We start from the raw sequence: 23,678 nt of genomic DNA, 5'->3' as shown, positions 1-23,678 counted from the left end.
ATCTGGCCCAACGGCTTATTTTTCCCGGAAGCCCAGCTTTTCTGCCAGGGCCAGGGAGGGGACGTTTTCCTTCCGGATCCGCACCAGGAACCGGTCCGCCTCCAGCTCCCGGCGGCCATATTCCAGGATCCCGGCACAGCTTTCCAGTCCATAGCCCCGGCGGCGGTATGCGGGAAAAATATGGTAGCCCATCTCCAGGACCACCTCTCCGTCCCCGGCGTTCTCCCGGCCGTTAAAAAGCTCCAGCTTCACCAGTTCCTGTTCTTCCTTCCCGTCCTCCTCCGGCACCTTAAGCCCCGCCACACCGATCAGATCCCCGGTCTCCTTTTCCACCAGGGCCCAGAAGCCGAACTCATAAAATGTATACTGGTGCTTCGTATACGCCTCCAGCTCCTCCACAGAGCCGAAGCCGCGGCCCACCTGGTTGGCCCACACCTCGTCAAAATCATCGCCGGTCATCTCCCGCACCAGAAGCCGCCTGGTCTCGCAGATCCTCCAGGGAAGTCCCAGATGGCGTCTTGCAGCCCGCTCCAGAAATTCCTCCGTCACGTCCGAAAGCGCTTCCACCGCATAGGGAGCCGCCGTTCCCCGTCCCTCGCCGCTCCATAATCCAACAATGGCTCCTCCAGCCGCCCTGGCGGCCAGAAGAGCCTCGTTTTCATCGGAGATCAGAACCGGGATCTCTTTCCCGTTCACTGCTGCATATCGGATCTCCCTCATAAATATTACTCCCGGATCAGCATTTTTCCGGTTCCGGATACGTTTCCCCAAAGGTTTCAGCCGTAATGGATTTGATCTTCTGCTCCTTCATGGGACGGTCGCTGTAATCGGTGCGGACCTCGGCGATCGTATTGACCACGTCCATTCCCTCGATCACCTGGCCGAAAGCCGCATACTCTCCGTTTAAGTACGGAGCCGCTTCATGCATGATGAAGAACTGGGAACCGGCAGAGTTAGGGTTCATAGCCCTGGCCATGGATAAAACGCCCGGCGTATGGGCCAGATCGTTCTGGAAGCCGTTGTGGGAAAACTCGCCCTTGATGCAGTAGCCCGGGCCGCCCATGCCGTTGCCGTCGGGGCAGCCGCCCTGGATCATAAAGCCCTTGATGACCCGGTGGAAGATCAAGCCGTTATAAAAGCCCTTGTTCACCAGGCTTAAAAAGTTGTTGACTGTATTGGGAGCCACCTCCGGGTAAAGCTCTGCCTTTATGATGTCTCCGTTCATCATTTCGATGGTAACTACTGGATTTTTCATTGACAATCTCCTTTTCCTGTAATAAAACCGGGGATGCCATGAAGACATCCCCCATTTCTATCTGATATTATACAGGACACACTGCCGGATGTCCATACCTTTATTGCTTTGGAAGCAGGGCAAACTCGATGCGGATGCTGGCTGTCACCTCCATCTCGCCCGGCATGACGCCCATATCCACGACCGCCTCTTCTGCGGCTCCGGCCCCCGGCGCGCTCTTCATGGACATATTGGAGGTCACATACCGACCCTCCTGGCGGTCTCCGTATTCCTCAATGTTTATAACGTATCCCAGCTCCTGGCCGCTGGCCTCTGCCAGGACAGATGCCCGGGTCTTTGCCAGCTCCACTGCCCGTGCCAGAGCGTCGGCGTAGGCCTCGTCATAGGTGCTGGAATAGTAGGAAATGGACTGGATCTCATTGGCTCCGGCCGCCACTCCCTGGCTCAGCAGGCTCCCAACCTGGTCCAGGGCCACACCCGATACCTCCACCTGGGTCCGCATCTCATAGCCCACCAGCTTTCTCGTATTCCCGCTCCAGTCATACATGGGGTTCAGGGAAAAGTCCGAGGTGGCAATGGATGTTTCTGCCACTCCCTGGCCCTTTAAATATTCCAGAAGCCCGTTGAGCTTTTCCGCATTGGCCTGCTGGCATTTTTCTGCGTCCGCATCCTCCGTGGCGATCCCATAGACGATCCGGGCCATGTCCGGCGCTACCTTTACCGTTTCCGACGTGCTTAAGGAGATCTTCCTATCTTCCTCCAGGTTCTGCACCTGGATCACATCCGGAACTGTGGCCTTCACCTCCGTGGCGCAGCCCGAAAGCAGGACGCTTCCCGCCGCAATACAGCCCGCCGCGATCAGGGCAACTCTTTTTTTCATAACAGCTTCCTCCTTTTCTGATAAAACAGAAATGCAGTCTCTCCTCTTTACAGCCCTATTTTACCAGAAAAACCTTTCATCCCCGGGACTTTTCTCTTACGTTTTTTTGAATGAAGTTTTAATTATCCGCTACCGTTCATAAAATGTTCAAATTCTTTTCAAAATTCTTTTACACAATACACATGATTTCTTCATCTTTACAGGATATCATATAACCATAAACAGATAAACATCCGATGCGATGCTGCTTATAAGATTTTTTTCATAATACTCGGGCTGATAGAAAATATCAGCTCTCCTCCCTTTTTCAAATAATCATTTTGTTGAAAAAAGCACCTGGCGGGGTGCTTTTTTCATGTCTTTTTCTTTCTGCTCCGGCCCGCCGGAGCCCTCTTCTCCTGCCGGATCCCTTCCATACCGCCAGACGGCAGTCAGAGCTCCTTCCCGGCCCGCCCCGGAGAGCCCACCTTCCCGGATAACAGCACCAGCGCCGCCAGGTTCGGCACCGCCATACATCCGTTGAGCACATCCGAAACCTCCCAGACCAGCTCCATGGGGCCAAGGCTTCCAAAGAATACGGCGGCCAGATATCCGGCCGTATAGATCCGGACCAGATCTTTTCCGACCGCCTCCCCCAGGTACGAGGCCGCCTGCCGCCCCATATAATACCAGGCGATGATGGTGGCAAAGGCAAACAGGGCCACGCACATGGACACTGTATATCCGCCCAGGTTCCCCAGGCCCCTGGAAAAGCAGATCCCGGTCAGCTCTGCCCCGTTTCCGGAAAAGGCCGGAAGCTCTCCGCCCATGGCACAGAGGATCACCACCGCCGTCAGGGTGCAGCTCACGACCGTGTCAAAGAACACCTCAAAGATCGCCCACTGACCCTGGACGCCTGGATCGCCTTCTGCTGCCCCGTTGAGGACCGCCAGGCTTCCCAGTCCCGCCTCGTTGGAAAAAACGCCCCGGGCGATCCCGTACTGGACGCTTTTGCTGGCCAGGAGCCCCACCGCGCCTCCGGCGGCACTCCGGAACGAAAACGCATCCTGGAAGATCATCCCAAAGGCAGAGGGAATATTTTCCCGGAACAAAAACAGCACCGCCGCCGAAGCCGCCATATAGATCCCTGCCGACACTGGGACCATCTTTTCCGCGGCTCCCGCTATGGCCCCGGCTCCCCCGGCCATGATCCTTCCGCTTAAAAGCACCAGAAGGCCCCCGATGAGGACCGGCGGCATGGAAAAAGAGAACTCAAGGGTCTCAGAAATGGCATTGGCCTGGACCATGCTGCCCATACCAAAGGAGGCCGCCGCGCAGAGCCCGGCGTAAAGAAGCCCGGCCCACCGGCAGCCAAGGCCCCGTTCCATATAGAGCATGGGGCCGGCCACCCAGCCTCCGCTCCGGTCCCTCTTCCGGTAACAGATCCCCAGCACCGTTTCACCATAGGCCGTGGCCATGCCCAGAAAGGCAGATACCCACATCCAGAATATGGCCCCCGGCCCTCCTGATAAAAGGGCCGTGGCCACCCCGGCTATGTTCCCTGTACCGATGGTAGCTGCCAGGGCCGTACACGCCGACTGGAACGGCGACATTCCCCCGACCGCATCCCCGCCCTGCATGTTTTCCTCATTGGTCCCTGTCTTTTCCGGAGTTTTCCACAGGCTCCCGGCCGTATTTTTCCACCACCGGGGGAAACCCCAAAACACAAAACCTCTTAACCGGATCGTATAAAGGATCCCCACAGCCAGGAATAAAACCAGCATCCCCGGCCCCCAGACCATCGTATGGATCCAATGGATCATTCCAACCTCCTGCTGCGACTTTTCTCATTATGTTTTATTCCAATTTACCGTAAGATATGATATACTGATGGTATGATGCCGGAGGCAGGATTTCCGACGCCTTCCGGAAACCAGTACAGAAACCAATATAAAGGAGCTGGTCGATTTGCCAGGATTTACGACCCATTACCTGTTCGGCGTAAAGGCCTATAACGATCTGCCGAACAATTATTTAAAGCATGTGATCTCCAAATACCGCTGGCTCTACCAGATCGGGCTCCAGGGCCCGGATATCTTCTTTTATAATATCCCGATCCTGCGCCACCGGGACTACCGGAACGTCGGTTCCCATATGCACGAATACCATGTGAACCGTTTCTTCCGGAACTGTCTCAACGAGATCGCCGCCATCAGTTCCAAGCAGCAGCGGGAACAGGCCATTTCCTATATGGCCGGCTTCCTCTGCCACTATGCCGCCGACTCCATCTGCCATCCCTATGTTTACGGACGCATCCAGTATGAGACCGACGGAAAAGGCTCCCGGTTCCATGGCCTTCACGCGGAACTGGAAAATGATATCGATACGCTGCTTTTACGGAAGTTCAAGCACAAAAAGCCATCTGAGTTCAACCAGGCGGCTACCATCTGCTTAAACGGCCAGGAGATCCAGTTCCTGTCCCGGTTCCTCAGCCGCTGTATCAACGAAACCTACTATCCCATCACAGAACGCAATATCTTTCAGGTCACGGAGGGAATGGTCACCCGCTCCGTTTATGCCATCCGCTTCGGCGGCCGCCTTCTTTCTGATCCGGCAGGCCGCAAGCGGAATACGATCCAGTTTTTTGAGTCCATGTTTTTAAAGCATCCCATCGCCTCCAAAAAGCTGGTGACCGACGATACGCCCAAAGGCGTCCGGAAGACCCTGAACCTGGACCATGAGGTATGGACCAATCCCTGGAACAAGACCCTGGCCTCTTCCGCCTCCTTCCTGGACCTGTATCGTCAGACCCTTCAGAAATGCAACCTTATGTACTATCAGTTCAACTCCATGCTGACAAGCGAGATCCCGCTCAAGGACCAGAGCTTTGAAATGTTCCTTTCTGAGCTGGGGAACTATTCCTACCACAGCGGGCTCGATGTTGGATAAATCACAAAAAAGGAGGATCTTATGAATCCAGTGATCGTACTTTCCGGCGGCACCAGCGCCGCCGCCAACGGAACTCCGGCCTGGTCCCTGAACCAGAATTATGCAGATAATATCCGCCGTGTAGGCGGCATCCCTCTCTTAGCCGTAAACAATGACTGCGCGGAGGAATATGCCGATCTGGCAGATGGTCTTCTGCTTTCCGGCGGAAAAGACGTGGCCCCTGCCCTTTACGGCGAAGAGCTGAAATACGATTTTGTTATTACGGATCCCTTAAGGGATGATCTGGAATGGAAGCTCATCAAGGCCTTTGTGGACCGGAAAAAGCCCATCTTCGGCATCTGCCGCGGCGTCCAGGTGCTGAACGCCTATTTTGGAGGCACCCTGTACCAGGATATCCCTGATGAACTGGGCGGCGAGCACGCCAAGGGCGTATGCCATCCGGTGACCTTAAAAAAGGACTCCATCCTGGGCCGTCTCTTCGGGGAATCCCTGGAGATCAACAGCTACCACCACCAGGCTTTAAAGGACCTGGGAAAGGATCTGACGGCTGTGGCCTGGTCCGATGCCAACGGCCATTCCATCGTAGAAGCTGTGGAGCACGTAAGCCTTCCCATCTGGGCCGTCCAGTGGCATCCGGAGCGTATGACCGGTCCGGTCACCAACCCGGAAAACTGTGTGGATTCCCTGCCCATCTTCCAGTACTTTATGGATCAGTGCAGAAAATAAGGGACAAAAAAACGGGAGCAGATCTATCTCTGCTCCCATTCTTTTCTTCTTCTTTCTTATTTCGCCTCTTTTGTGGCCTTGGGCTCCTTTACTTCCTTCTTCGGAACGTCCTCTGCCACATCCTCGGGACCATCCTGGCTCTCTGCCTCTGGCATTGCCAGGTCGATCTTTCCGCCTGCCTTGTAGCTCTTATCCACAAGCCACTTTCCGTCCTCTGTGCCCACCTTCACATTCAGTGCGAACTGGTTCCAGAGAGTACCGAAGGAGGAATCAGAGGAATTCTCCAGCTCTGTGCTCTGAACGGCAACGATATCATTGAACTGCTTCACCATCATAGCCGCATACTCTTCTGCCTCTTCCTCAGACGTTCCATTCTTTAATACCCAGCTTAAGTCGATGGTCATGGAAGCCTCATCCGCTGCAAACTCCATCTTCACGGTCTGGGGATACAGATCTGCATCAGCGAACAGGGTGTCTGTCTCATCTTTTACCTGATCCCACTCATATAAGGATTTGGGCTCTGTCTCATCCTCTACCAAAATATTATCCTCACGGGCCAGCGTCTCGTCCACCTCATCCATGGCGGACTGCTTTGCCGGATCCACCTCGTTTCCTGTCACAGTCTCAGATTCCTCGCTGCTCTTTGTACATGCACTGAGGGCCAGGACTGCCAGGCCCAGTACAGCCATTCTCTTTAATAATTTCATTATGATCTCCTCCTGTCATTTCAGTTCCACCGATCCGCCAAAATCATTGGAAAGCAGGCTTTGGCAGACCTTTTTACATACTCACGTATTATATACGATTCCTCTGGGTTTTTGTAGCCCTTTTTTCAAAATATCATAAATTATTTAGGATTTCGTAACTTTCTCTTCTGATTCCATGTTTTCTGTGCTCTTTACGATGTAGATCGGGCGGTCCTTCAGCTCGGAAAACAGGATCGCAATATACTCCCCAATGATCCCCACGATCACAAACAGCATGGCGAACATAAAGGACATCAGCACCACGATTGTAGCATAGCCGCTGGGTGTTCCATATTTGGCCCAGGTCCAGATGGTATAGGCCATCATCAGAAGGCCGAAGACCGCCACCGCGCAGCCGGAATAGATCCCCAGCTTTAAGGGCATGTCGGAAAAGCACAGGATCGTGTTGATGGAAAACCGGAACAGGCTCCTTAAGCTGTACTTGCTCTCTCCTGCGAACCGTGGTCTGGCCTCGTACTGGATCGTGGTCCTGTTAAATCCCACGCTCTGGACGTAGCCCCTTAAGAAACGCACCTTCTCCCGGTAATTGTTCCGCAGAACGTCGGCCGCGGCTTTGCTGACAGCAAAAAAATCCGAGGCGTTGGGTTCAAACTTCACGTCGGATAAATGGTTGATCAGCTTATAAAAGGCGGCGGAGGTAATATTTTTCACCAGGCCGGCGGTTTTATTCTTCATGCGGACCATGCTGATGACTTCATAGCCCTGGTCAAATTTTTCCACGATCTCCAAAAGGCACTCCGGCGGATGCTGGAGGTCTGCATCCATGCAGACGATGCCGTCTCCCCGGGCATAGTCGATGCCAGCGATCATGGCAGCCTCATGGCCGAAATTCCTGGAAAACTCCACCACCCTCACCCGGTCATCCCGGCGGGCCAGCTCCCGGAGGATCTCCAGGGACCGGTCGGCGCTGCCATCGTTTACGAATAGAAGCTCGTAATCCCAGGAGGACGGCAGGGCCTTTAATACGGCCCCCGTCTCCTGGTAAAACTCCCGAAGGGCCAGTTCCTCATTATACACGGACACCACAACGGAAAGCAGTTTAACCATAAATCTTTATCTCCATGTCTGAATGCTCCGGCACCTGCTTTTCCTTTGGAGGCAGCTTCATATAATCCCCATATACCTGGGTAAGCTGATGCTCCCAGCCTGTGGGGATAAAGAGCTTCGTATCCTCAAAGGAGATCTCTTCCACCGTATCGTCCCACTCCTTTTTCATCTCCACATAGAAATAATCCGGAGCGTAGTTGGTGTAAAAGTAGAGGCCGGTATTTTTATTCTTATCCTTGGCGCATAGGGCCTTCCATAGCTTATAGATCACCGGGAACGGGATCAGCCTTCCCACGGCGGACAGCACGGCCACAAACAGCTTCATGATCCCCTTATAATCGGAAAGCTCGATCTTCCACCGGTGTCCCAGGGCCAGCCCATAGACCACACAGTGCAGGAGCTTGGTGATCTTTTTGGGAATGGCCTTATCCGGAAGCGGGTCCAGGATAAAAAGATCCACATTGAGGCGGGTGATCTTATCGTCATAAAACGCCATCTTCCCGGAATCCTCAAATTTCTGGCTTTTATCATAGGTCACCCGGGAAACAAAATCATAAAAGGCCTTCCCGCCGTGATATTCGTCAGGCTCCACAAAGGACATGCCCTCCGGCAGCTCCCGCCGCGCCACCTTTTTGAACATTTCATAATTGGCCCTGGTAAAGACCACGTCCACATCGTCGTCCCAGGGGATAAAGCCGCCGTGGCGGATGGCCCCCAGAAGCGTCCCCGAGTCCAGGGCATATTTGATCTTATATTTCCGGCAGATCCGGTCGATCTCCTTTAAAAGCTTTAAATTGACCGCATGGACCCCCGAAAGGTCATATTTCATCTCTTCGCTCACTGCTCAAGTCCCTCTTTGATCACTTTTGCCATATAGTCGATCTTTTCGTCGGTCATGCCCGGATATACGCCCACCCAGAAGGTATCCGCCATGATCCGGTCCGTGTTCTTTAATTCTCCCACGATCCGGTAGCCCTTTTTCTCTGCCCGCATCTCATCGAAGCACGGATGCTTTGTGAGATTACCGGCAAACAGCATCCGGGTCTGGACACCATGGTCCTCCACATACTGGACCACCCGGTTCCGGTCCACGCCCTCTTTACATGTGATCAGGAAGCCGAACCAGCTTGGACGGGAATGGTCTGCTGCCTCCGGAAGGATCAGCTTCTCCTCCGTTCCGGCCAGGGCTGCCTTTAACCGGTCGAAATTATGGCGTCTCCGCTCCACAAAGGACGGGAACTTATCCAGCTGGGCGCAGCCGATGGCAGCCTGCATGTCCGTTGCCTTTAAGTTATAGCCGAAGTGGGAATACACATATTTATGGTCGTAGCCCAGAGGCAGCTCGCCGTACTGGCGGTCAAACCGGTGGCCGCAGAGATTGTCCCGGCCGGAGGGGCATACGCAGTCCCTTCCCCAGTCGCGGAAGGAACGGATGATCTTATTGAGCAGGGCGTTGTCTGTATAGACGGCGCCTCCCTCTCCCATGGTCATATGATGGGGCGGGTAGAAGCTGGAGGTTCCGATATCTCCCACCGTACCGGTAAATTTCTCCTCACCATCGATGGTATACCGGGTTCCCAGGGCGTCGCAGTTATCCTCCACCAGCCAGAGATCATGTTTTTTACAGAACTCCTTCACTGCCTGGAGATCAAAGGGATTTCCCAGGGTATGGGCTAACATCACAGCCTTTGTCTTTTCAGAAAGAGCCGCCTCCAGCATGGAAACGTCGATGTTGTACTGGGGGATGGTCACGTCCACGAACACCGGCACCGCGCCGTACTGGATCGCCGGGGTCACAGTGGTGGGGAATCCGGCGGCCACGGTGATGATCTCATCGCCGCGCTTTACCCGTCTCTCGCCCAGAAGGGGGGAGGTCAGGGCCATGAAGGCCACCAGGTTGGCGGAGGAGCCGGAGTTTACCAGGGAGCAGTACCGCACATGAAGGTATTCTGCCAGCTTCTTCTCAAACTCATCGGTGTATCTGCCGGAGGTGAGCCAGAACTCCAGGGAGCTGTCCACCAGGTTCACCATCTCCTGCTTATCGTAAACTCTGGACGCATAGGGGATCCGGTCTCCCGGGGAAAACTCCTTTGTCTGGTTATGGAACCGGTCTGCATATTCAGCCACCATGGCCAGGATCTCTTCCCGGGCCTGGGCTTCTGTCTTATTTTCAAACATCTGTTTTTTCCTCCATTTTTTCTGTACAGGCTGTGCGTCCGCCAGTCCGGCGGCTTTTGGGCCTGCTCCGGGATCAAAGCCCCCGGCTCTGGAACATCTCTCCGATCTGGCGGTCCATGATCTCCGTTACCCGGGGATCTGCCGGATCCTTTTCATATTCCCGGCACCACTCCACGGTCAGGCGGATGGCGTCCTTTACTCCCCAGCGCGGCGTCCATCCAAAGACGCGCTTTACCCTGGAGCAGTCCAGCTTTAAGAAATTCGCCTCGTGGGGACCTCCGTCGCTCTGGCTGGTCCAGGAAAGGCCGTCTCCCCAGGCCTCGCAGAACAGGTCCACCAGCTGGCCGGTGGTCACACAGTCCTTATCGTCGGGGCCCACGTTATAATAGCCCGCATACTTCCCATCCTCATACTGGGCCTTTGCCACGGCCATATAAACGGCCAGGGGCTCCAGCACATGCTGGAAGGGCCTGGTGGAATGGGGATTGCGGACGATGATATCCGTCTTTTTCATGGCCGCCCGGACACAGTCCGGTATGATCCTGTCATTGGCAAAATCCCCTCCGCCGATGACATTTCCCGCCCGGCAGGTGGAGATGGCACAGCGTCCGTCCTCAAAAAAGGACTTTTTATAGCTGTGGGTCACCAGTTCTGAACAGGACTTACTGTTGGAATAGGGATCGTAGCCGTCCAGCCGGTCGTTCTCCCGGTAGCCGTATTCCCACTCCATATTTTCATAGACCTTATCTGTGGTCACGTTTAAAAACGACCGTACACACGGAAACAGCCGCACGCACTCCAGGATATTTACAGTGCCCATGACATTGGTCTCATAGGTGTAGACCGGATCCTTATAGGAATCCCGGACAATGGGCTGGGCTGCCAGATGCAGGACCAGCTCCGGCTGCGCCTTTTCAAAGGTCCTTTTTAAATGGTCCAGATCCCGGATATCTCCAATGACTGAATCCATCCTTCCCTCCAGGCCAGCCATGGAAAACAGGTCCGGAGCTGTGGGCGGCTCCAGGGAATAGCCGGTGACCTCTGCCCCGGCGTTTATGAGGATCCGGCAGAGCCACGCGCCCTTAAAGCCCGTATGGCCTGTGACCAGAACCTTTTTTCCTTTATAAAACTCAAATACTTCTCTTAAATCCATATGATCTCCTATTCCCAGATCTTCCAGGGAGCCTTTCCGGACTGCCACATCTCTTCCAGCTGCTGCTTCTCTCTCTGGGTATCCATGCACTTCCAGAAGCCCTCATGGCGGTACGCCATCAGCTCTCCGTCGGAGGCCAGATTTCTCAGGGGCGCCTGCTCAAATACCGTGTCGTCTCCCTCGATGTAATCGAACACGCTGGGATTCATCACCATATAGCCTCCATTGATAAGGCTGCCGTCGTCGTCATTCTTCTCGCGGAAGGCATGGATAGCGCCGGCCTCGTCCATGTCCAGGACGCCGAATCTCTGGCCGATGTTCACAGCGGTGATGGTGGCCGTCTTTCCGTGGGACCGGTGGAACTCCTCCAGGGCCTTTAAGTCGATATTGGAAAGGCCGTCGCCGTAGGTCAGCATAAACGGCTCGTCTCCCACATAGGGACGGATCCGTTTTACGCGGCCGCCGGTCATGGTGTTGAGACCCGTATCGATCAGCGTCACCTTCCAGGGCTCTGAATAGTTATTATGGACCTTCATGCTGTTGTTGGCCAGGTCAAAGGTCACGTCGGAGGTGTGAAGGAAGTAATCCGCAAAGAACTCCTTGACCACATACTGCTTATAGCCCAGACAGATGATAAACTCATTATATCCGAACTGGGAGTAATATTTCATGATGTGCCAGAGGATCGGTTTTTCCCCGATCTCGATCATTGGCTTTGGTTTTAAGTGGCTCTCCTCACTGATCCTTGTTCCAAATCCGCCTGCCAGAATTACTACTTTCATTTTTTCCCTCCAGATTCCATGGTATTTCCGCCTGCTTCTCCAAAGACGTTCCATCCGTTTTCTTTTAAGATGGAAAGCGCCTCCCGGATCCCCGGCTTATGGTATTCGAGGGCCGTCTCCAGCGCCTCGTCCGTTTCATTTTCAAAGTTTAAGACCACAGGCTTTACATCGTTTATATTGTGCTGCTTCCTGTGCTTTGCAAAGGAAAGCTCCTCTGCTGTGGTCATGAGGTTTCCTCCAAGGAACAGGGCCGCCGCCATGAGGGCCGCCGCCCGCACCCACGGGGCCATGGGCCTCTCCGCCCGGTTCCGGGCCCTCGGACCCTTCCCATGTTCACGGGGTATCCGCCCGTCCTCCTCCCGGTCTCCAGAAGTCCTTCCGGCCCTCTGCTGCTGGAATACCAGGGCGAAGGTCAGAAAAATTCCCAGGATGCCGATCTGATACTGGAGCGCATACCGGGAGCTCATGCCGTAGGCGTCCCGGGGCATAAAGATCCAGCGGCTCACCAGCACCATCAGATGGTTCATTCCGCCTCCCGCCAGTAGCATCAGCGGAAACAGCGTCCTTTTTTCGATCCCATAGTAAAAATTCATCCACAGCGCCAGAAAATAAGCGGCCGCCACCAAAGCTCCTGCCAGGCACCATACGATCCCGGGAACCTCCGCCATATGCCGGTTGATCAGCTCCACGCCGAAGATCATGGAGGCAAAGGACTTTAAGAGGAATTTCAGGAAGAATACAGGATCCTCCCGGAGCGCCTCCACCATGGAGCCCTCCACAGCCCCGGAATATTCATACACCGCCATGGAATTGCTCCACAGATATAAAACAAGCGGCAGCACCGCTGTGGCCAGAAGGAGAGCGGTCCGCTTCCAGCCCGTCTGCTTTCTGAAGCAGACAAACAGATACGCCAGCACCAGGGTCATGATGTAGATGGCGCAGTACGGCCCGGCAACGCCGATGGTCACCAGAACCGGAAGGACCAGGAGCCGGGCCATATCTCCCTTTTTTTCTCCTCCGCTTCCATAGACCCGCTCCAGGACGTAATAATTATAGAAGAAACATCCAAAGGCCAGGAAATGGGCCCAGCCTGTCCCATTATAGAGCATTTCCCATTTATTCAGGCTGAACATGAAGACCATCATGGCCGTAAACCATCCGGCTCCGATCCTCATTTTTCTGCTGTAAGCCCCCAGGATCAGGGCAGACAGGCCAAAGCCCAGGACGCCCAGGACCCGGTCGAAGGTCACACTGTATCCAAAGAGCTCCACATTGACCGCCCGCTCCAGGAAATTCACCGGGATCCTGGTGAGAAGATCCGGAACGAAAAACTTTTCCGGATCCCACACGTCCGGCAGATAGGAGAGGGTGAGGCGGATATAATCGGAATAAACCAGATCAATGGCCGCCTGGTGCAGATAAAAAAGGTAAAACAGGACGCCCAGAACCGGCAGCCCCACGTACATATATTTTCTGTATGCTTTCATTTGGTCCTCCGGGGGAAGCGGCTCTTCCCGCCATTTTTAGCCAGTATAGCAGATTTTTTCCGGTTTTTCTACCCCTTTGCCGCCACAGCGGCCACGGTTCCCTGGGTACCTCCGGCTGACGGAGACGCTCCCGCCGGTTTCCGCCTGCGGCGGCGGCGATGGTTTCCAGACTTTTTTGCCGGTTCCTTCTGTCCCTCGGGAGCGGGAAGCTCCTTCTTCTCTTCCGGAGCCGCCGCTTCTGGCTTTTTTGCCTCTGGAAGTCCCAGAGTCTTGGACAGTTCTGGAGCCTTTGGCTTTTTTCTTCTCCGTCTGGACGGCTTTTTCGCCGTCTTGCCGGGTTCCTGGAGCTCCTGGAGGGATTTTTCCCTGCCTTCCGGCTCCGCCTGAGGCTTTAGCTGGGGCTTTTCTGTCATCTGGGGCTTTCCTGCCGCCTGGGATTTTGCTGCCGCCTGCCCGTCTTTTTTTCCGTTCCCGGACTTTTTATCATTTTCTAGTCTTTTTTCATTTCCAGGCTTTTTTCCATTTTCTGGTTTTTTCTCATTTCCAGGTTTTTTCCCGTTTTCCGGTCTTTTCCCGTTTCCGGTCTTTTTCTCATTTCCAGGCCTTTTTTCATTTCCGGACTTTTTCTCGTTCCCAGGCTTTTTTTCATTTCCAGACTTTTTCTCGTTCCCAGGCTTTTCCCCGGCCCCGTCCTTTTTTCCGTTCCGGTCCCGGCCCTCTTTTCCATTTTTTTTCTGGGCCTTTCTCCCGCCTTCCGCCTCCGGCACCCTGGGGCCCCGCTCCGTTCCGCGGCTCCTGGCTCCGCCTTTCCGCTTTCCGCCCACCGGATGCTTTTCCGACACCAGCTTTAAAATATCCTCCAGATAATTATACTGGTTCCAGGCGTCCTCCTTGGAAATAAAGTTTTCATGGACCGCCTTGTTTCCGATGAGGCGTACCTGGTTCATTTCCCATTTGGCCACCCGGTCCAGGTATCCGTTCTCCTCCATCCACCAGCCAAACTGCTGATGGGTCATGACCCGGTTCCTTCCCGCCCGGCCTCTGCACCCGTGGTTCCGTTCCTGGACGCTTCTGGCGTTGGCCTGGGCCGCCGCCGTATTATCCAGCCGGATCCCGTTGTTGGCGGCCACCACCTTAAAAAGCAGCTCCAGGTTCTGACGGCCCTTGACCATGGCCGCATTGTATTCGCCCCGGCGCAGCCACTGCTTCTCCTTTTTCAGCTCCCGCTTTACCGGAGACAGATAGGCCGTCCTTTTTATAAAGATCCATGCCATGATCAGCAGCACGGAAAACATCATCCCGGCTGCAAACATGATCCATAGGACCATACTTTGTTGTCCTTCCATCTAGTTTCTCCTTGTCATTTCACTTTCGCTCCAGGACCGCGCCGTATCCGTCCGGTCCTGGAGCCCTCTGTCAATATTTCTGTTCTTCTGTATCCCCTATTTTTCCTCCATGGAAACGATCATGGAAAGGCGGTCCTCTCCTCTTCTCTCCTTGGCGTCCTTCACGTAAAAATTACAGGAAAACTCCAGGGAAATGGTCTGATGGGGAGCCGCCGGGATCTCATATTCCATATTATTATCCGTGAACACCAGATCCGGCATCTGCTTTCCATTGAGACGGATCCTGCATATTTGGTCTCCCGTAATTTTACCGGGATAATAGCAGCGGAGCACCAGACCGTCATGGTCTCCGTTTTCAAACACGATCCGGGCCTTCTCATCGATCCAGCCGTCGTCATAGCTTCCATAGGCCAGGTTGAACCGCCTGGTCTTTACGAACTCCGTCACATCCTGGAACCCGTTGGCCTCCGGATCCTCGCCCAGGATGACCATATCGTCCGTGATCTCCGGAAGATCAAAGTCACTGTCTATGAACCGGAGCTCTGTGTTCTTTCCCTTTCCATCCCTGTCATATACCTTTAAAAAGGTCTCTGCCGTGAACTCGCTGATCTCATAGGTGTCCCGGATGATATAGACCTGCTTATCAAAAATATCGTCTCCATATTTTTCCACCGTTTCCTCAGCCAGGGAATTGTACTTCATCTGATCCGGCCACAGATACAGGTTGGACCAGTGCTCCCGGTAATACGTCTCCGCCGGGAATATGAGGGCCGCATAAAGGATGGCCAGAAACCCGGCCGGGCCCATAAGGGAGGTCATATAAGCCAGCACCAGCAGGGCCGCCGCATAGACCACATATACCCAGCGCATTTCCACCCGGATGGTCACGCTGGAGGAACCGATGCAGAGGGCGATGAAGGCCAGAAACAGCACCAGGTTCCTTCCATGGGCCAGGACCCTTCCCCGGTCCCGGATCATACCGATAAGGAAAATAAGGACCGCCAGTCCCAGGACCGCGTTGGAGGCCAGGATCAGAAAGCGGATATCCGACGGCGCCTTGGCAAAGGGCTCGATACAGAGATAGTCCGGTCCGGAGTTTCTTCCGAACACAAAGGCCGCCTGCTCCCAGGCATGGGCAATGGCATCTGAGATCTTAAAGGTATCGGCCACATCGGTGCCCCCGGTCCCTGCCGGAGACAGGGTCCCGATGGTAAAAAGGCGGATCACCTGGATGAGGACCGCCGTGGCCGCCGTCACAGCCAGCAGAAGCCAGCCGGACACGCCGGAAGAGGACGCACCTGGCTTCCGTCCCGGCCCGGGACCTCCGGAACGGCCTGCCCTGGGAGATCCGGAGCGGCTGGCCCTGGAGCGGCTCCGTCCGGCATCTCTGCGGACCTCTTCCTCCTCCGGGGATCCGGCGTTCCATTCCAGGCTTCTTTTTTCCCTGATCCCTGCCCATCTTCCAAACACCAGACCCAAAAGCAGCACCGGCAGAAGCACCATATACCGCTCATGGATGAAGCTGGCCAGGAAATACAGGCCGTTGGCCCAGAAATAGGCACTGGCCCTCTTTTCATTGACGTACACATACACGCCGTACAGAAGCCCCACAGCCGCCCACAGGCCCAGGCTCTCCATCAGGCCGTAAAACTGGCCGATCTGGTAATAGCTCATCCTGGAAAGCAGATAAGCCGCCGCCAGGGCCAGGCTTACGAACTTCCTTCCGCTGCTGACCTTCACAAAGATCCTGTACAGGGACCAGGCGATGATACTGTTTAAAACGATGTTGAAGGGCACCATCCATGTCACATGGTTCCCCAGGAAAAACAGCTCCAGCCACGCCGCCAGGTAAAAGACGAACCGGAACCGGGTGCCTCCCATGGGAAATACAAACTCCCGGAAGGATTGTTCCCCATAACAGGACCACAAATACAGGTCGTCCATGTAAAGCCCCTTCAGCTCCACCCCCCTGTTTATAAAGAAGCCAAAGCCCAGGAGCAGGGCAAAGACCAGCAGGTCATCCTTTCTTTTTTCAAACTCTTCCGCGATCCTATGAAGTACTTCCATGTCATTCCCCTTACTGCTGTTCTCCCGGCCAGTATTTTGTCACAAAATCCGCCAGTTCTTCTTCTGCCTTTCCCACGGCCGGGTCCGCCGTAAAGCGTCCCAGTCCGTTTCCGTTCTCATAAAACACATCGGTCACATAGCCGCTCTGGATCATGGCCGTGACATTCCTCCAGCCCTCGGTCCCAGGCCGCAAAAACCCGCTTCCCAGGTACACATAATCGGTGCCCGCATGGTCCATGAAGCTCACCATGGCCTCGGGGCTGGCAGAAACATAAAAGTTTCCGCCGCTTCCCTCCACATCCGTATAGCTCTGGGTATTACATGGGAACATCAGCATTTCCGGCTGCTGCCCGAATACCAGCACCCTGGTTTCCGGATCCGCCTCCAGGATCTCCCAGATCTTTTCATTGCCCTTTAAGGCCATGTTCTCCTTTTCCTGCTGCCAGTGGTCAAAATAGCCCTTGTGGACCAGCTTCACCGGGGACAGGCCCAGAGCTCCCTTCCAGTTGGAGACCCCGGTCACCGTCACATTAAAGAGCACCGCCGGGATCAGAAGCTTTACCACAGAGCGGGCCAGGAAGCGGCTCTCCAGCTTCCCAATGGCAACCGCCGCCAGGATCCCGAAAAGGGCGTATAAAAGGATAAAGTAGTTGCCGTCCACCTGCCATAAAAGGTACAGGGCCGCCAGGCTGGCCACTCCGCATGCCAGAAACATCCAGACCAGGCAGCAAAAGGGCTTTTCCTCCGTTTTCCGGAACCGGCGCGTCCTGGCCAGAAGCACGACAAGGAACAGGACCAGAAAGATCAGAAGGATCGGAGTCCCCCAGGCGATCCAGACATGGGCCATATCCTCTCCCACAGGAGCCAGCAGAACGCCGTAGAGACGCTTTAAAAAATGCTTCACTCCGCTTATGGAGAACAGGGAGCCGCCATTGGACGGCAGATCGTCAAACCGGAACGGATAGCGGACCACGAAGCCCAGCTTATTCCAGATGGAATAGAACACCGACGTCACAGGAAGCCCCGTGAGAAGCCAGGTCCTCAGCCACACCAGCGCCCACATGGAGAGCATGGGGATCCATCCCAGGAAAAACGGCTCCTTCCACTGGATCCGCAGCCGCTTCATGAACACCATGCAGAGGAACGCCGTTCCCCCCACGATGGTAGAGAATACCAGGGCCGTGGGCTTTAAGACCATGGTCATGAAAAATGCGTTTCCCGCCAGTACCAGCCAATACGTCTTCTGCCGCCTGATATAAAGGAGCAGGAAATAGATCATGATCAGCTGGAACAGGGCCGTGGCCGAATCGGTTTTCGCCGTGACCGACATGTTCATGATCCCGGGCACCGACGCCAGCAGCGCCAGACACAAAAGGCCATGACGGCGGTTTACAAAAAGACCAGCGATCTTTCCGGCCGTCAGGAGAAGGCCCACGGTCATCCAGAGCTGCGCGCTGAGGAAAAAGCTGTACGAGGGAAGGCCCGAAATGGGAAGCAGCAGGATCTCCAGGCCCTTGGAGTACGTATAGACTACATTGACGCTTCCCAGATCCTCGTAGATCCCGCCGCCGTCGTTTAAAATATACTCAGACCGGAGTCCATAGTGGAGGGAATCATAATCGGCGCAGATGTTCATGCGCCCCGCCTGCAGGAGCACCATGGCAAAGAAAAAAGCCAGGCACAGGGAAACTCCCACGGTCATGGGCTTCCGTTCCCTCCAGAAGCCGCCGTAACCGGCCCTGGCTCTGGCCCTGGCCTCCGATCCGGAAACTGCCGGAAGGAACGACAAGGCCAGCAGGACCAGGACCGCCAGTCTGGTGTTCTCAATGCTTCCGATCCCTGCCAGGGACATGAGGCAGAACACTGTGATCAGAAGGCCGCAGCCCAGGGTAAGATCTGCCATGCATGTGACCCCATGGTATTCCGGAAGGCGTCTGTGCCGGTCCAGGAGACGCCTCAGCGCGCTGCCGCACCGGATCACGGCCGCCAGGTAGGCCCCGGATACCAGCACCGGGAGAAATACCTGGTGGATCCATAAAAATCCCATGGTCATAAACGACAGCAAAAGGAAGCGCAGCCACTTGGTCTGTGCCGTGCGTATGATAAAAAAGGATACGCAAAACAGGGCTGCCGTCTCAAAAAACAGCCAGAGTGTCTGGTCTGCCTTTAAGCGGACGCCTTCCGGTCCCGTTATATATACCTGTCCAACTCCGATCAGTACCGAGGCCATCACGGTTATGGACAGGATGATCAGTAAAATCCATTCCCGTCTCTTCATGCCGCCCCCGGTCCCCTACTGCTCATAAAACCGGTGTTCCAGCATCAGGCACAGCGCATGGTACACCGGGAGATGAAGCTCCTGGATCTTATACGTTTCCATTTCCGGGACAATGACGGCTGCGTCGGCGATCCCTGCCAGCTTCCCGCCGTCCTTTCCTGTGAGTCCCACGACCTGCATTCCCTTTGCTTTTGCCGTCACTGCCGCATACATCACGTTCTCCGCATTCCCCGAGGTACTGATCCCTAAAAATACGTCCCCGGGCTTTCCGTAACCGTTGACCTGCTGGGCGTAGGAAAGCATCCCGTCCACATCGTTGGCAAAGGCCGTGGAAAGAGCGGCATGGTCCACAAGGGCAATGGCCGGAAGGCCGCCCTGGAGCTTTTCAGAGAGCTCCTTCCCACGCACAGGGTCCGCTTTCTCAAGCGCCTCTTTCATCTCTTCCGTCACTGGGCGGCGCTTCACAAAGCCCTTCATCAGCTCGCCCACGATGTGCTCCGCGTCAGCCGCGCTTCCGCCGTTTCCTGCGATCAGAAGCTTCCCGCCGTTTTCATAGCAGCGCTCCAGGATCCCATAAACAGCCTCAATGTCCTCCCGGACACGTTCCAGTATGGGATATCTCTTTATCAACTCATCCAGCATGTGGTCAATCTCCTTTGTTTTCCGGCCTGCGGCCGTTGTTGTACTCTGTCTTTGCCGCGGCTTTTCTTTCTGTACGGCTGCGCGCGGAAAATCCTTAAGAATCCAGTTCCATTCTATCACAGATGCATCCGTCTTTCCACATGGTTTTATGGTTTCTTCCAGTTTTGCAGTGTGGTTTCCGGAAGGATCTGCGGACCAGACAGCCCTTTCCATGAAAGAAGCCGCAGATGGTCACCCACCTGCGGCTTCTTTTATCATCATTTCTTAAATTACTTAAGAGTGATCTTTGCACCCTCAGCCTCAAGTTTTGTCTTGATGTCCTCAGCCTCTTCCTTGGAAGCGCCCTGCTTAAGAACCTTCGGAGCGCCGTCTACAACGTCCTTAGCTTCCTTTAAGCCCAGACCAGTTACTTCACGAACAACCTTGATAACTTTAACCTTGTTCGGGCCTACCTCTGTAAGCTCAACGTCGAACTCAGTCTTCTCTTCCTCAGCTGCTGCGCCAGCGCCTGCTGCTGCTACAACAACGCCTGCTGCTGCGGATACACCGAACTCTTCCTCACATGCTTTTACTAACTCGTTTAACTCTAATACGGATAATTCCTTGATAGCTTCGATAAATTCAGCTGTTGTTAACTTTGCCATTATGATTTACCTCCATTAATTATTTATTTTCACGTTTTGTTTCCAAAAACCTTGCAGCGTTATGCTGCGTCGGGAACGGATCTTACAGTGTCCGCGCCCACGGGATGTTCCCTCCTCTTGTCGGGAACGGCTTTCGCTACACCCGCGCCTATGGGAAGGTTCCCTCCACTAAATTTGCGCTCGCTGCGCTCCCGCTCATTAAGGGTCGGGAACGGCCTCGCGCTAAGCTCGCGCTTCGCGTTCCGCTCGCGCTCACTAAGCTGCTTTCGGCCTATGCCTCTGCAGAACTGCCGTTCTTCTCTGCGATCTGGTTGATAACGCGTGCGAAGTTTGCGATCGGGGACTGCATGCTGCCAAGAAGTCTTCCAAGAAGAACCTCTCTGGACGGGATGGAAGCGATCACATTGATCGCCTTTGCATCGTAGTAAGTTCCCTCTACGACACCGCCTTTTAATTCAAGCTTGTCAGCTGTCTTAGCGAAGTTTGCTAAGATTCTGGCCGGAGCTGTTGCGTCTGTCTTGGATACAGCCAGGGCTGTCGGTCCTTCAAGATTCGGCTCAAGAGCTTCGAAAGCGGTTCCCTTCGCTGCGAAGCGGATCATGGTGTTCTTATATACCTTATAAGTAACGCCTGCTTCTCTTAACTGTTTACGAAGAGCGGTATCCTGCTCAACAGTTAATCCACGGTAGTCAACAACTACTGCGGAAGCTGCTCCGTCAAAAAGCTCAGCGATCTCAGCTACAACCGGCTGCTTTAATTCAACTTTTGCCATGAATGGTTTACCTCCTGTTTTATTTTTCGCAGCTGCTCTCCCGGCGGGTCACGCCTGGATGCGGCTGCCAGCATTGTAAAGCCGTCACAGCATCAGATTCCTGTATATACAAGGAAACCTCCCTGCCGCTGAGACAGAGAGGTTTACAAAATTCTGCATGTGAGTTTTGTACATTCCTCGGCAGGTGTTTTCATCTTACGCCTTACGGCACCTGCTGTCTTCGGCATTCAATACTCGAATACTCTAACATATTATATCTGGATTGTCAATCACTTTTTCAGGCAGTTATTAGTTCACCAGCTTGGCAACGTTTAACTTTACGCCCGGGCCCATTGTGGAAGTAAGAGTAACGCTCTTTAAGTAAGCGCCCTTTACTGTGCTCGGTTTTGCCTTCATGATCGCATCCATAAGCGTCTGGAAGTTGTCCGCTAACTGTTCTTCTGTGAAAGAAGCCTTACCTACTGGCACGTGGATAATGTTTGTCTTATCGAGTCTGTACTCAATCTTACCAGCTTTGATCTCGTTGATGGCCTTTGTAACGTCCATGGTTACAGTTCCGGCCTTGGGGTTCGGCATTAAGCCCTTGGGTCCAAGTACACGGCCAAGACGTCCAACAACGCCCATCATATCCGGTGTAGCGACAACAACGTCGAAATCTAACCAGCCCTCGTTCTGGATCTTCGGGATCAGCTCCTCAGCACCAACGAAGTCAGCACCTGCTGCTAATGCCTCGTCAGCCTTGGGTCCCTTTGCGAATACAAGGATACGTACAGTCTTACCAGTTCCGTGCGGCAGAACAACAGCGCCGCGGATCTGCTGGTCAGCATGACGGCCGTCACAGCCAGTCCTTAAGTGAGCCTCGATAGTTTCATCGAATTTTGCAACAGCAGCCTTCTTTACAAGTGCGATAGCGTCTGCTGTATCATAAAGAGTAGCGCGGTCGATAGCTTTTGCCGCTTCTACGTATCTTTTTCCTCTTTTCATTCTAAATAACCTCCTGTGGTATTGTCGGGAGTTCTCCCTCCCACGTATTTGTCACTGTATGGGGATATGCCCCTCAGCGAAAACAGCCTGCTGCTTCCGGATTAATCCTCTACAACGATACCCATGGAACGGGCAGTACCGGCGATCATGCTGGTAGCAGCCTCAATGCTTGCAGCGTTGAGATCCGGCATCTTTAATTCAGCGATCTTCTGAACCTCAGCTCTGGACAGGGTAGCAACCTTTGTCTTGTTGGGAACTGCGGAACCGGATTTGATCTTTGCGGCCTTCTTTAATAATACAGCAGCCGGCGGAGTCTTTGTGATGAAGCTGAAGCTTCTGTCCGCGTAAACGGTGATAACAACCGGGATGACCATGTCGCCCTGGTCAGCAGTTCTGGCGTTGAACTCCTTTGTGAACTGTACGATATTAACGCCGTGCTGTCCGAGTGCCGGACCAACTGGCGGAGCCGGTGTAGCCTTTCCTGCCGGGATCTGTAATTTGATATATCCTGTTACTTTCTTTGCCATAATTAGGCACCTCCTAAATCATGTGGTAATGTCGGGATTTCCCTCCCACTCGTACATCTGCGCAAACGGGCGCAGCCTACATTTTCTTCACTTCAGAAAAATTCAGTTCTACCGGTGTTTCACGGCCGAACATTTCGACGTTGATCGTTAAGGACTGTCTGGATTCGTTGACGGTCTTAACAACGCCCACGGTATCCTTCCATGCGCCGGACATCACCACGATGGTGTCTCCGACCTCAAAATCAACGACGACTCCGGTTGTCTTAAATCCGAGGTTTCTCATTTCATCCTCGCTGAGCGGCACCGGCTTGGATCCCGGTCCTACGAAACCGGTCACGCCTCTGGTGTTTCTGACCACGTACCATGTATCATCATTCATGATCATATGGATCAGCACGTAGCCCGGGAACATCTTGCGTTCCACCTGCTTCTGAGCGCCGTTCTTCAGTTCGATAACCTCTTCCAACGGGACGGAAACCTCTAAGATCTGGTCCTGAAGTCCTCTGTTTTCAATTGTCTTTTCAATGTCAACTTTTACCTTATTCTCATATCCGGAATAAGTGTGTACAACATACCATTGTGCTTCTGACATATCTTCACCTCATCCTTAACCAATAACGATATTGAGACCAAACTTAATGATCAGATCAAGGAGTGCGATCGCAATTCCCAAAACAAGTGTTGCTGCTATTACCACAACAGACTGCTTTGTCAGAGTTTCTTTATCCGGCCAGATAATCTTGCTGAATTCAGCTTTTAAGCCTTTGATAAAGTCCTTTTTGGGGGCTTTCTCATTACTTGCTGTTTCTCCCATAATTCACGTCCTTCTGAAAACCGGATTACTTAGTTTCTTTGTGCATTGTGTGTCTCTTGCAGAATCTGCAGTACTTCTTGGTCTCCATGCGGTCCGGATGAGTTTTCTTATCCTTCGTCATGTTGTAATTGCGCTGCTTGCATTCTGTACATGCCAGTGTAATCTTTGTGCGCACGACTTCCACCTCCGTTTAGTTCTTTGTAAGGCGGCCTTTTTCTCTGCCTGCTATCGAAAATTGAGCATAAAAAAAAGACCTATGTTCTTCCATTCGCCCGCTCATTGTAACATAGAAAGCCTGTACAGTCAAGTTTTTTTGTAAAAAAACCACGACATACGCATGAATTGTTTTCCTTCCTCTTTTTCAGAATATCTTGTTTTTAAAAATTTAATACCTGTTCCAA

The 23,678-nt window shown here is 53.8% G+C and carries 24 protein-coding genes and 1 other annotated feature; of the genes, 2 read left to right on the top strand and 22 right to left on the bottom strand.

Annotation, left to right across the window (positions count from 1 at the left end; translation table 11 throughout):
* Window positions 1–15 precede the first annotated feature (15 nt).
* The 4 genes from OCV69_RS10435 to OCV69_RS10420 form a co-directional block, all read right to left on the bottom strand.
* Window positions 16–720, bottom strand: coding sequence for a GNAT family N-acetyltransferase (locus tag OCV69_RS10435; protein ID WP_158359048.1), 705 nt, complete (start codon window positions 718–720; stop codon window positions 16–18).
* 16 nt (window positions 721–736) lie between these two features.
* Window positions 737–1,255, bottom strand: coding sequence for a peptidylprolyl isomerase (locus tag OCV69_RS10430; RefSeq protein ID WP_022274679.1), 519 nt, complete (start codon window positions 1,253–1,255; stop codon window positions 737–739).
* Between the two features lie 100 nt (window positions 1,256–1,355).
* Window positions 1,356–2,135 (bottom strand): SIMPL domain-containing protein, encoded by a 780-nt coding sequence (locus tag OCV69_RS10425; RefSeq protein ID WP_158359050.1) that lies wholly within the window; start codon window positions 2,133–2,135, stop codon window positions 1,356–1,358.
* 431 nt (window positions 2,136–2,566) lie between these two features.
* The gene (locus OCV69_RS10420) at window positions 2,567–3,937 is read right to left on the bottom strand and encodes an alanine/glycine:cation symporter family protein (RefSeq protein ID WP_158359052.1); all 1,371 of its coding nucleotides are present in this window, start codon (window positions 3,935–3,937) and stop codon (window positions 2,567–2,569) included.
* 145 nt (window positions 3,938–4,082) lie between these two features.
* Here OCV69_RS10420 and OCV69_RS10415 point away from each other — a divergent pair, with 145 nt between their 5' ends.
* On the top strand, window positions 4,083–5,063 hold the full coding sequence (locus OCV69_RS10415) for a zinc dependent phospholipase C family protein (RefSeq protein ID WP_158359054.1): 981 nt from the start codon (window positions 4,083–4,085) through the stop codon (window positions 5,061–5,063).
* Between the two features lie 21 nt (window positions 5,064–5,084).
* Entirely contained in the window at window positions 5,085–5,789 is a 705-nt protein-coding gene (locus OCV69_RS10410; RefSeq protein WP_158359056.1) for a gamma-glutamyl-gamma-aminobutyrate hydrolase family protein, read from the top strand.
* 56 nt (window positions 5,790–5,845) lie between these two features.
* Here OCV69_RS10410 and OCV69_RS10405 read toward each other — a convergent pair whose 3' ends face one another.
* The 18 genes from OCV69_RS10405 to rpmG form a co-directional block, all read right to left on the bottom strand.
* Entirely contained in the window at window positions 5,846–6,496 is a 651-nt protein-coding gene (locus OCV69_RS10405; RefSeq protein WP_022274683.1) for a hypothetical protein, read from the bottom strand.
* A gap of 144 nt (window positions 6,497–6,640) precedes the next feature.
* Window positions 6,641–7,603 carry a glycosyltransferase family 2 protein gene (locus OCV69_RS10400; protein WP_158359058.1) on the bottom strand — a complete coding sequence of 321 codons (963 nt, stop codon included), beginning with the start codon at window positions 7,601–7,603 and terminating at the stop codon, window positions 6,641–6,643.
* Window positions 7,596–8,432 (bottom strand): LicD family protein, encoded by an 837-nt coding sequence (locus OCV69_RS10395; RefSeq protein ID WP_022274685.1) that lies wholly within the window; start codon window positions 8,430–8,432, stop codon window positions 7,596–7,598. Before OCV69_RS10395 ends, OCV69_RS10400 begins: the two co-directional genes overlap by 8 nt.
* A gap of 8 nt (window positions 8,433–8,440) precedes the next feature.
* Window positions 8,441–9,781, bottom strand: a complete 1,341-nt coding sequence (rfbH, locus tag OCV69_RS10390) for a lipopolysaccharide biosynthesis protein RfbH (protein WP_158359059.1) — start codon at window positions 9,779–9,781, stop codon at window positions 8,441–8,443.
* Window positions 9,782–9,854: 73 nt separating this feature from the next.
* A complete protein-coding gene (gene rfbG / locus OCV69_RS10385; RefSeq protein ID WP_158359061.1) occupies window positions 9,855–10,934 on the bottom strand; it encodes a CDP-glucose 4,6-dehydratase in 1,080 nt (359 codons plus the stop codon).
* A gap of 8 nt (window positions 10,935–10,942) precedes the next feature.
* Window positions 10,943–11,716, bottom strand: a complete 774-nt coding sequence (gene rfbF / locus OCV69_RS10380) for a glucose-1-phosphate cytidylyltransferase (RefSeq protein ID WP_022274688.1) — start codon at window positions 11,714–11,716, stop codon at window positions 10,943–10,945.
* Window positions 11,713–13,203 (bottom strand): hypothetical protein, encoded by a 1,491-nt coding sequence (locus OCV69_RS10375; RefSeq protein ID WP_158359062.1) that lies wholly within the window; start codon window positions 13,201–13,203, stop codon window positions 11,713–11,715. The genes rfbF and OCV69_RS10375 overlap by 4 nt, the downstream gene beginning before the upstream one ends.
* A gap of 68 nt (window positions 13,204–13,271) precedes the next feature.
* The gene (locus tag OCV69_RS10370; RefSeq protein WP_158359064.1) at window positions 13,272–14,549 is read right to left on the bottom strand and encodes a hypothetical protein; all 1,278 of its coding nucleotides are present in this window, start codon (window positions 14,547–14,549) and stop codon (window positions 13,272–13,274) included.
* 96 nt (window positions 14,550–14,645) lie between these two features.
* Window positions 14,646–16,616 (bottom strand): hypothetical protein, encoded by a 1,971-nt coding sequence (locus OCV69_RS10365; protein WP_158359066.1) that lies wholly within the window; start codon window positions 16,614–16,616, stop codon window positions 14,646–14,648.
* A 10-nt stretch (window positions 16,617–16,626) separates the two neighbouring features.
* On the bottom strand, window positions 16,627–18,894 hold the full coding sequence (locus tag OCV69_RS10360; RefSeq protein ID WP_158359068.1) for an ArnT family glycosyltransferase: 2,268 nt from the start codon (window positions 18,892–18,894) through the stop codon (window positions 16,627–16,629).
* A gap of 15 nt (window positions 18,895–18,909) precedes the next feature.
* On the bottom strand, window positions 18,910–19,536 hold the full coding sequence (locus OCV69_RS10355) for a D-sedoheptulose-7-phosphate isomerase (RefSeq protein WP_158359070.1): 627 nt from the start codon (window positions 19,534–19,536) through the stop codon (window positions 18,910–18,912).
* Between the two features lie 269 nt (window positions 19,537–19,805).
* A complete protein-coding gene (rplL, locus tag OCV69_RS10350) occupies window positions 19,806–20,180 on the bottom strand; it encodes a 50S ribosomal protein L7/L12 (RefSeq protein ID WP_022274694.1) in 375 nt (124 codons plus the stop codon).
* A 271-nt stretch (window positions 20,181–20,451) separates the two neighbouring features.
* Window positions 20,452–20,952, bottom strand: coding sequence for a 50S ribosomal protein L10 (gene rplJ, locus OCV69_RS10345; RefSeq protein ID WP_158359072.1), 501 nt, complete (start codon window positions 20,950–20,952; stop codon window positions 20,452–20,454).
* Window positions 20,953–21,054: 102 nt separating this feature from the next.
* Window positions 21,055–21,194 (bottom strand) — a sequence feature (ribosomal protein L10 leader region).
* Between the two features lie 46 nt (window positions 21,195–21,240).
* Window positions 21,241–21,936 carry a 50S ribosomal protein L1 gene (gene rplA, locus OCV69_RS10340; RefSeq protein WP_022274696.1) on the bottom strand — a complete coding sequence of 232 codons (696 nt, stop codon included), beginning with the start codon at window positions 21,934–21,936 and terminating at the stop codon, window positions 21,241–21,243.
* Between the two features lie 101 nt (window positions 21,937–22,037).
* Complete coding sequence (gene rplK, locus OCV69_RS10335; RefSeq protein WP_158359074.1) at window positions 22,038–22,463, bottom strand: 50S ribosomal protein L11; 426 nt, start codon at window positions 22,461–22,463, stop codon at window positions 22,038–22,040.
* Window positions 22,464–22,539: 76 nt separating this feature from the next.
* On the bottom strand, window positions 22,540–23,055 hold the full coding sequence (gene nusG / locus OCV69_RS10330) for a transcription termination/antitermination protein NusG (protein WP_022274698.1): 516 nt from the start codon (window positions 23,053–23,055) through the stop codon (window positions 22,540–22,542).
* Window positions 23,056–23,070: 15 nt separating this feature from the next.
* Entirely contained in the window at window positions 23,071–23,277 is a 207-nt protein-coding gene (secE, locus tag OCV69_RS10325; RefSeq protein ID WP_022274699.1) for a preprotein translocase subunit SecE, read from the bottom strand.
* 25 nt (window positions 23,278–23,302) lie between these two features.
* The gene (gene rpmG / locus OCV69_RS10320) at window positions 23,303–23,452 is read right to left on the bottom strand and encodes a 50S ribosomal protein L33 (protein WP_008726232.1); all 150 of its coding nucleotides are present in this window, start codon (window positions 23,450–23,452) and stop codon (window positions 23,303–23,305) included.
* Between the last annotated feature and the right edge of the window lie 226 nt (window positions 23,453–23,678).

Source organism: Alitiscatomonas aceti (assembly GCF_025567195.1).
In the GTDB taxonomy this organism is placed as follows: domain Bacteria; phylum Bacillota; class Clostridia; order Lachnospirales; family Lachnospiraceae; genus Alitiscatomonas; species Alitiscatomonas aceti.
Note: the sequence above shows the minus strand (reverse complement) of the source record. Positions and strands in the feature narration are given on the sequence as shown.

Bases quoted from the DNA above. Each gene is read 5' to 3' on its own strand.
- nusG (WP_022274698.1), bottom strand. From the start codon at position 23,055: ATGTCAGAAGCACAATGGTATGTTGTACACACTTATTCCGGATATGAG.
- OCV69_RS10375 (WP_158359062.1), bottom strand. From the start codon at position 13,203: ATGAAAGCATACAGAAAATATATGTACGTGGGGCTGCCGGTTCTGGGC.
- OCV69_RS10400 (WP_158359058.1), bottom strand. From the start codon at position 7,603: ATGGTTAAACTGCTTTCCGTTGTGGTGTCCGTGTATAATGAGGAACTG.
- OCV69_RS10430 (WP_022274679.1), bottom strand. From the start codon at position 1,255: ATGAAAAATCCAGTAGTTACCATCGAAATGATGAACGGAGACATCATA.
- rfbG (WP_158359061.1), bottom strand. From the start codon at position 10,934: ATGGATTTAAGAGAAGTATTTGAGTTTTATAAAGGAAAAAAGGTTCTG.
- rfbF (WP_022274688.1), bottom strand. From the start codon at position 11,716: ATGAAAGTAGTAATTCTGGCAGGCGGATTTGGAACAAGGATCAGTGAG.
- rplL (WP_022274694.1), bottom strand. From the start codon at position 20,180: ATGGCAAAGTTAACAACAGCTGAATTTATCGAAGCTATCAAGGAATTA.
- secE (WP_022274699.1), bottom strand. From the start codon at position 23,277: ATGGGAGAAACAGCAAGTAATGAGAAAGCCCCCAAAAAGGACTTTATC.
- OCV69_RS10355 (WP_158359070.1), bottom strand. From the start codon at position 19,536: ATGCTGGATGAGTTGATAAAGAGATATCCCATACTGGAACGTGTCCGG.
- OCV69_RS10360 (WP_158359068.1), bottom strand. From the start codon at position 18,894: ATGAAGAGACGGGAATGGATTTTACTGATCATCCTGTCCATAACCGTG.
- rplJ (WP_158359072.1), bottom strand. From the start codon at position 20,952: ATGGCAAAAGTTGAATTAAAGCAGCCGGTTGTAGCTGAGATCGCTGAG.
- OCV69_RS10365 (WP_158359066.1), bottom strand. From the start codon at position 16,616: ATGGAAGTACTTCATAGGATCGCGGAAGAGTTTGAAAAAAGAAAGGAT.
- OCV69_RS10370 (WP_158359064.1), bottom strand. From the start codon at position 14,549: ATGGAAGGACAACAAAGTATGGTCCTATGGATCATGTTTGCAGCCGGG.
- OCV69_RS10405 (WP_022274683.1), bottom strand. From the start codon at position 6,496: ATGAAATTATTAAAGAGAATGGCTGTACTGGGCCTGGCAGTCCTGGCC.
- OCV69_RS10395 (WP_022274685.1), bottom strand. From the start codon at position 8,432: ATGAAATATGACCTTTCGGGGGTCCATGCGGTCAATTTAAAGCTTTTA.
- OCV69_RS10435 (WP_158359048.1), bottom strand. From the start codon at position 720: ATGAGGGAGATCCGATATGCAGCAGTGAACGGGAAAGAGATCCCGGTT.
- rplA (WP_022274696.1), bottom strand. From the start codon at position 21,936: ATGAAAAGAGGAAAAAGATACGTAGAAGCGGCAAAAGCTATCGACCGC.
- OCV69_RS10420 (WP_158359052.1), bottom strand. From the start codon at position 3,937: ATGATCCATTGGATCCATACGATGGTCTGGGGGCCGGGGATGCTGGTT.
- OCV69_RS10425 (WP_158359050.1), bottom strand. From the start codon at position 2,135: ATGAAAAAAAGAGTTGCCCTGATCGCGGCGGGCTGTATTGCGGCGGGA.
- rplK (WP_158359074.1), bottom strand. From the start codon at position 22,463: ATGGCAAAGAAAGTAACAGGATATATCAAATTACAGATCCCGGCAGGA.
- rfbH (WP_158359059.1), bottom strand. From the start codon at position 9,781: ATGTTTGAAAATAAGACAGAAGCCCAGGCCCGGGAAGAGATCCTGGCC.
- OCV69_RS10410 (WP_158359056.1), top strand. From the start codon at position 5,085: ATGAATCCAGTGATCGTACTTTCCGGCGGCACCAGCGCCGCCGCCAAC.